The 422-nt window shown below is 43.1% G+C and carries 1 protein-coding gene; it reads left to right on the top strand.

Annotated features, from left to right (window positions below):
• Nucleotides 1–422 (top strand): substrate-binding domain-containing protein (locus RVS70_RS22720; RefSeq protein ID WP_321135003.1); only part of this gene is annotated, 422 nt, incomplete at both ends.

The raw sequence follows: 422 nt of genomic DNA, 5'->3' as shown, positions 1-422 counted from the left end.
CCGTCACTTACAACCGGGGAATACTCAATTATCACCAGCAAAATCTTCCGATTGTCGCGATTGACCATTACTTATCAGAAACAGTCCCTGTTGTCGGCTCAGACAACTTTGATGGAGGCAAAAAGGCAGCAGAACTACTGATAGAAAAGGACTGTCAGCATATCGTTCTCATCAATGGGCCGATTGAACTTGAAACGCCTGCAAATCTCAGGAGAAAAGCATATGAAGATGTGATGCGTGAGCACGGAAGACAGCCTATTACATATGAAGTGTCATTTCATGAAGACTACCAGAACATCATTTCAAAACTATTCGATGAACAGCCTGCAGTTGACGGCCTTTTTGCCAGTGATGATATCATGGCTGCCGGAGTCATTACAGAAGCCAAAAAACGTGGAAAAGACGTTCAAGGTCAATTAAAA

Origin of the sequence: Virgibacillus sp. M23, from assembly GCF_034190895.1 — a bacterium.
GTDB classification, from domain to species: Bacteria; Bacillota; Bacilli; order Bacillales; family Amphibacillaceae; genus Virgibacillus; species Virgibacillus salarius.
This window is presented reverse-complemented; position numbering and strand designations above follow the sequence as displayed.